Consider the following 6,202-nt stretch of genomic DNA (forward strand, 5'->3'; position numbering starts at 1 on the left):
CAAAGCCAGTCACTCCAGTAACCCCAGCTCCAGCGAAGAAAAAGTAAAAAATAACTGAAAACTGATAAACATATGGGTGGTACACAGTCAAACTATGTACCACCCATATGTTTATGGTTTATTAAGAACTAGAACTGCAAAAAGCAACGCAGCTCACAGCAGTTAACATAGAATATTCAAGAACAAAACACTCAAGAACAGAACATTCAAGCAGGGAATACTCATCCGCAAAAAGGATTATTCACATATAACCGTATGCACACAATGAGCAATTGTGTGCATACATAAAATCCTACGCAGCATCCACTGTGCACGCAGCAACAATGTTAAAAACCTAAACGTTCAAGCTTCTTAGGGTCACTCTGCCAACCTTTAGCAACTTTCACATGCAAGTCAAGCACAGCTTTTGTACCCGTAATGCGATTTACTGCTGTGCGTAAACGCTTCTTCACACGCACTAAATGTTCCGCACGATGACCAATAATAATCGGCTTCTGCGAATCACGCTCTACATACACTGACACAAGCACATGCGCTTTATTGTCATCGTATTGAGTATCTTCACCATCTCCCGGATACACAATATCGTCAACTACCACAGCTAGTGAATGCGGAAGCTCGTCGTCAAGTTCTTCAAGAAAAGCTCCGCGAATAAGCTCAGCAATCATGCTTTCAGGGGTTTCCTCGCTAAGCTGATCCTCAGGATACATTTGCGGGCCTTCCGGCAGATTATCAATCAAAACCTTCTTCACTTCATCAACATTATCTTTGGTAAGCGCACTTACAGGCACAATATCCGTAAAATCAGCAAACTGCTGAATTTCAAGTAAATGATGAACTAATTCATCACGGTTGAGCATATCAATTTTCGTCACAATACCAATAAGCGGCACTTTCCACGACCAGTTGCCTTGCTTATTTTTGGTAGCAAAATCAGAGCGCAGTCGGCTTAGGATTCGCCTGTCTCCAGGCCCTATCTCTTGATCTGCTGGGAGTAGGAACGCAATCGCGTCAACATCAGAAAGTGACTCGTCAACAATATCGTTTAAACGTTGACCAAGCAGGGTGCGCGGACGGTGAATACCTGGAGTATCCACTAATACCATTTGTGCATGTTCAGTTGTAACAATTCCTCGAATAGCTTTACGCGTTGTTTCTGGGCGAGACGACGCAATAGCAATCTGCGTGCCAATAAGAGCGTTCATCAGCGTAGACTTACCAACATTCGGCCTACCTACTACAGCAACAAAACCAGAACGATAGCCGTGAAAATCAGGAGCAGCAACAGTTGCATGTGTTGAAGCATCGAGGTTTGCGAACATGTCGTCGTCAAAGTCGTTCTCGTCGTCAAAGTCGTTACGAGCATTGGAATTGTTATGAGCATCAACATCGTTCATAGTATTCACGTTATTTTTACCATCCAGTTCTTTATTTCAACATATTTGTTTGCTTCATCTTACTAGCTTGTTGTAACGCGTTCGTTTGCTTACTTACTGTTACTGCAGGTTGTTCTGCATTACTATTTTCAGCTTGTTCTCCTTGAGGCTCCTCTAAGCCCTGCACATCGCGTTCAACGAGAATAGTTGACACTTTCTTTCGTCTACCAGCAGAATCCACTGCAGTAAGCTTCAGCCCGCGCGTAACAGCACTAGAACCTACAATCGGCACATTACCAAGTAGTTTCGTAAGCAAACCAAACACAGTGTCCACATCATCTTCGTCAATATGAACCTCAAAAATATCTTCCAAATCTGCAATCGGCGTGCGCGCAGGCATCTTCCACACACCTTCACGTATCTCTTCTGGATCTGCATGCTGCGTGCGATCATGCTCATCTTCCAGTTCACCAACAATCTGTTCAATAGCATCCTCAATCGTCACCAAGCCTGCAATACCACCGTATTCGTCAACAACTACGGCAACATGTTGGCGAATACGTTGCATTTCGTGGAATAAATCATCAACTGGCTTAGATTCCGGCACAAGCATAGGGTCACGGCTAATCGTGTCAACAGCTCTCGTAGAAGCTGCAGGATTAAACACAGTAGCGCGCACAGCATCCTTCAAGTATGCGACACCCACTAAATCGTCAACGGAATCACCAATAACAGGAACTCGAGAAAATCCGGAACGAGAGCATAATTTCAGGAAATTTTCCAGCGTTTCGTCACTTTTAACGCAAATCATATCAGTTCGCGGAACCATAATTTCGCGGGTCAACGTATCTGAAAGCGTAAGCACATTGCGCATCATTTCCGAAACTTCAGGATCAAAATCATTCGCTTCAACTAACCGGTCAATACTCGCTTTTGCCTGATCAAGTTGAATATCTTCCAAAGCTTCATCATCGGAAAGATCAGCATGCTTTTTCCTTGGAGCAACATCCACATCACCAGCAATATGCACAAGCGGATTCAACGCTATAGCAATTGACACTACGCGAGAAAGACGCATTAATTTTGCTACAGGCTGAGCAGCGCCAACAGAACGTGGACGAACAAGAATAGAAATAACAGCAACTACTACTGAAACAAGCATGCCAATAACTAACGTAAGCCATAAAGGCGATCCAAAAAATGCTACTAATGCTGCAACAAGCACACCATCTAACACATTGCACAGCACGCGTACAAACGCACAAGCTCCAGCCGTTGTATAACGGTCAGCAATCAGTTTTTTAACACGATGAATTCTTGATATTTTGCGCATGCGCACGATTGCGCTTATTTCATCATCATGAGTTTGCGCTTCAATCATGAGATTGTTTAAGCTTGCGCGAGTAACTCTTGGCACTGCTCCTTCAGCAGCAGCCATAGCAAGCGACAACCACACAAGAAGCATTGCCAGCACAAGCAGCACAGCTAATCCAAGCCACACGTGTAACGGCAATGCCGGAACCGATATGTTAGAAAATACTTGTTTAATATATTCCATAATTATACTCTTAATGCGCTTTAATGCTGTTTTTTATTTTTATTTTTGATACTACTCGCTTCATGCTCAGCATCGTAACGCTCAAGCTCATTTACAGCGCCTTCTGGAAGCGTAGCATCATATAATTCTCCTGAGCGCGCAGCAAAAAACGTGAGTAGCAACTGCCGTTGCAAACCAAACATTTGCTTTTCTTCCTCAGGCGTAGTGTGATCATAGCCAAGCAAATGCAAAATACCGTGAATAGTGAGTAGCAACATTTCTTCCATAGTACTGTGCCCAGCTGCGAGCGCTTGCTGCTCTGCCACCCACGGGCAAATCACCAAGTCACCAAGCATACCTTCAGAAACTTTATCGTCACTTCCAGGAGTTAGTTCATCCATTGGAAAACTCATAACATCTGTTGGACCTTCTAAATTCATCCAACGCTCATGCAAAGAAGCAATTGGCTCTGGGTCAACAAAAGTAATTGATAAATCTGAATGTGTGCTTACTTTCATTTGTTGAAGAACCCACATGCCGAGATCAGAGAAAATTTTTACGTCAATATTCCACACCGTTTCATTCATGACTTCAATGCTCATGATTTATCCGTTATTCCTCTCAGTAAATTCTTTAGTACGTTCACGTTTTTTACGCTCAAGCATTGCATCGTAATTTTCGTATGCTTCCACAATACGACCAACCAAAGCATGACGCACAACGTCTTCTGCTTGCAAATGCACAAAAGCAATATCTCGAACTTCGCCCAAAATCTTCTCAATAGAAACAAGACCAGAACGTGGCACAGCCAAATCAACCTGCGTACTATCACCAGTAATAACCATAGTGGTATTAAAGCCAAGACGCGTTAAAAACATCTTCAACTGCTGCACGGTAGCATTTTGTGCTTCATCGAGAATAACAAAAGCATCATTTAACGTGCGACCACGCATATAAGCAAGAGGAGCAACTTCAACAATATTCTCGTCAAGATAGCGTTTTAGTTGCGTAGAGCCAAGCATGTCTGAAAGCGCGTCGTACAGTGGGCGCAAATATGGATCAACTTTATCGTTTAAAGTACCAGGCAAGAATCCTAAGTTTTCGCCAGCTTCTACAGCAGGACGCGTCAGCACAATTCTGCGAACTCTACCATCTTCCAAAGCACGAACTGCTTTAGCAACTGCTAAATATGTTTTACCGGTACCAGCAGGACCAATGCCAAACGTTACAATATGAGCATCCATTGCCTGCACATACGCTGTTTGCCCAGCAGTTTTTGCACGCACAGGAATGCCGCCGGCAAACGTAATTACGCCCTTACTCATGCGCGCTCTACGACTCATTGCTCGACGATGAGCTTCTTCGCTAGAAGGCAACAAATCGCTGTCATTCCTTGAAAACTCGTTTTCGGAACGCGAAGCCACACTATTCGCAGCATAAGCATTCGCAGGAAAACTACTTCCAAGCACCCCACCATCGTGCCCGATACGATTTATGCGCACATTGTGTTCATCATTATGCAAAATATCACGCTCAAGCATGCGTCTTACTTCATACGCATCCATAGGTTGTTCGTAAGCTGCATCAATCATGCGCCTAAACGCATACTCAGCTTTCGCAGCATCTTCATCTGCTCTAGCTGAACGAGCAACAATTTGAACATCTTTGCCTCGTACAGTAATATCCGCTTCTGGAAAAGCATGTTCTACTTCACGCAAACCAGCATCCGCAGCGCCCAAAACCGCTACCGAGCTTAATTCGCTAGGAATTTGTACAAAACGCGTCGTACTTTTCGTCACGATTTACAAGCTACCTTCTACAAGTTTCTCACCAGTAAGCACATGCGCATGTACATGGAATACTGTTTGACCAGCATCAAGACCAGTGTTAAACACGAGTCGATAATCACCATGGAATGCGTCATCCGCAATATGTTGCGCCACTTGAGCAATATGAGCTAAAGTTTCAGGAGCTTTACTAGCAAGCTCTGCAACATTCTTATAGTGATTGCGAGGCACAATCAGCACATGCACTTTTGCTTGCGGATTAATATCATTAAACGCTACGACAGTATCATCTTCATAAACGCGACTGCTTGGAATCTCACCTGCAATAATCTTACAAAAAATGCAATTCTCTTCAGTATGATACGTATGATCACTCATAGTTTCTCCCCTACTTGTTACGCATGCTCATGCATTATCACACGCAGTGTTTATGTAACAACACAACACCTGCTTCATACGTGCGCACATTAGCATATCTTCTACTATTTTACACAAACTCCAGCATTTTTATTGCTCAGCATTGCTATTTATTACGATTATTCGTAACGTCCTAACGCACGCGAAAGTAGCGAAAGAGCCACAGGGCCGGCTGTAGACGCACGCAAAATATTACTACCTAAAACACAACTTCGTGCACCAGCATCAATAAACATTGACACTTCATCGTCACTGATACCACCTTCTGGACCAACTAAAACGTAAACAGTGCGCTCTTTGCCATCTTCCAAACAGCGCTCGCTAAGAGTATTTACTGCTTGTTCTATTTGATTCCAACAATCAGTTGCATCCTGATGCAACACCACTACCAAATCACCATACACGCACGCGCGCCTACATATTGCAACAATCTGTTTACTTGACACACAATCATGAAGCTTCGGAATCCACGCTCTTCGTGACTGCTCAGTAGCAGCTTGTAATACTTGATTCCAACGTTTATCTGTGCGTCCAGGCTTCCACTTTGCAATTGAACGATCCGCACACCAAGGAATTACCTCATCCACACCAATTTGCGTAGCCATATCAATTGCCTGCTCATCATGACCAGTTTTTGCTAACGCTTGCACTAACGCAAGTCGCGTAGTTCGGCGCGTTTCCCTAGTAAAAGCATCAACTCGAACTAAACCATTTTCTGCGTCCGTAACAGTTGCGTGAATCCGTAAGCCTTTTCCGTCGGAAAGCTGCAAAGCGTCTCCTTCTGCCAAACGCATGGCAGATATTGCGTGACGTTGTACGTTGGAAGGAAGCGTAAGTGTCCAACCTTCTTCAATTCCATCTGCAAGCACAGGAGCATCATCACAGTCAGTATTCAGCAAAAATAAAGCGTCAGTCATAGTTTAAGCCTAACGTGAGGATGCGCCAAGTGTTATATTGTGCGCAACACCAAGACGACAACAAACGCCGGAAAAGTTGCGCGCAAATGTGGACTTACACACGCTCTAAGTAAACAAACACGGGGTAAAGTGCGCACGCTGTGCTGCGCTCAAGCAGGTCGTCAGCGC

The 6,202-nt window shown here is 44.0% G+C and carries 6 protein-coding genes; all 6 read right to left on the reverse strand.

From position 1 onward, the window contains the following. Window positions 1–326: 326 nt before the first annotated feature. The 6 genes from era to HMPREF3208_RS01540 all read right to left on the reverse strand — a co-directional run bounded on the left by era (window position 327) and on the right by HMPREF3208_RS01540 (window position 6,034). The gene (gene era / locus HMPREF3208_RS01515; protein WP_016637247.1) at window positions 327–1,397 is read right to left on the reverse strand and encodes a GTPase Era; all 1,071 of its coding nucleotides are present in this window, start codon (window positions 1,395–1,397) and stop codon (window positions 327–329) included. Window positions 1,398–1,428: 31 nt separating this feature from the next. Continuing rightward, window positions 1,429–2,934 carry a hemolysin family protein gene (locus HMPREF3208_RS01520; protein WP_064346890.1) on the reverse strand — a complete coding sequence of 502 codons (1,506 nt, stop codon included), beginning with the start codon at window positions 2,932–2,934 and terminating at the stop codon, window positions 1,429–1,431. Between the two features lie 20 nt (window positions 2,935–2,954). Continuing rightward, window positions 2,955–3,515 (reverse strand): rRNA maturation RNase YbeY, encoded by a 561-nt coding sequence (gene ybeY, locus HMPREF3208_RS01525; protein ID WP_064346892.1) that lies wholly within the window; start codon window positions 3,513–3,515, stop codon window positions 2,955–2,957. 3 nt (window positions 3,516–3,518) lie between these two features. After that, entirely contained in the window at window positions 3,519–4,712 is a 1,194-nt protein-coding gene (locus HMPREF3208_RS01530; RefSeq protein ID WP_064346894.1) for a PhoH family protein, read from the reverse strand. Between the two features lie 3 nt (window positions 4,713–4,715). Continuing rightward, a complete protein-coding gene (locus tag HMPREF3208_RS01535; RefSeq protein WP_016637251.1) occupies window positions 4,716–5,078 on the reverse strand; it encodes a histidine triad nucleotide-binding protein in 363 nt (120 codons plus the stop codon). A gap of 158 nt (window positions 5,079–5,236) precedes the next feature. After that, the gene (locus HMPREF3208_RS01540) at window positions 5,237–6,034 is read right to left on the reverse strand and encodes a 16S rRNA (uracil(1498)-N(3))-methyltransferase (protein ID WP_016637253.1); all 798 of its coding nucleotides are present in this window, start codon (window positions 6,032–6,034) and stop codon (window positions 5,237–5,239) included. Between the last annotated feature and the right edge of the window lie 168 nt (window positions 6,035–6,202).

Origin of the sequence: Gardnerella vaginalis (assembly GCF_001546485.1) — a bacterium.
GTDB classification, from domain to species: domain Bacteria; phylum Actinomycetota; class Actinomycetes; order Actinomycetales; family Bifidobacteriaceae; genus Bifidobacterium; species Bifidobacterium vaginale_D.

Excerpts from the sequence above, each read along its gene's own strand:
- HMPREF3208_RS01520 (WP_064346890.1), bottom strand. The coding sequence starts at position 2,934 with ATGGAATATATTAAACAAGTATTTTCTAACATATCGGTTCCGGCATTG.
- ybeY (WP_064346892.1), bottom strand. The coding sequence starts at position 3,515 with ATGAGCATTGAAGTCATGAATGAAACGGTGTGGAATATTGACGTAAAA.
- HMPREF3208_RS01535 (WP_016637251.1), bottom strand. The coding sequence starts at position 5,078 with ATGAGTGATCATACGTATCATACTGAAGAGAATTGCATTTTTTGTAAG.
- era (WP_016637247.1), bottom strand. The coding sequence starts at position 1,397 with ATGAACGATGTTGATGCTCATAACAATTCCAATGCTCGTAACGACTTT.
- HMPREF3208_RS01540 (WP_016637253.1), bottom strand. The coding sequence starts at position 6,034 with ATGACTGACGCTTTATTTTTGCTGAATACTGACTGTGATGATGCTCCT.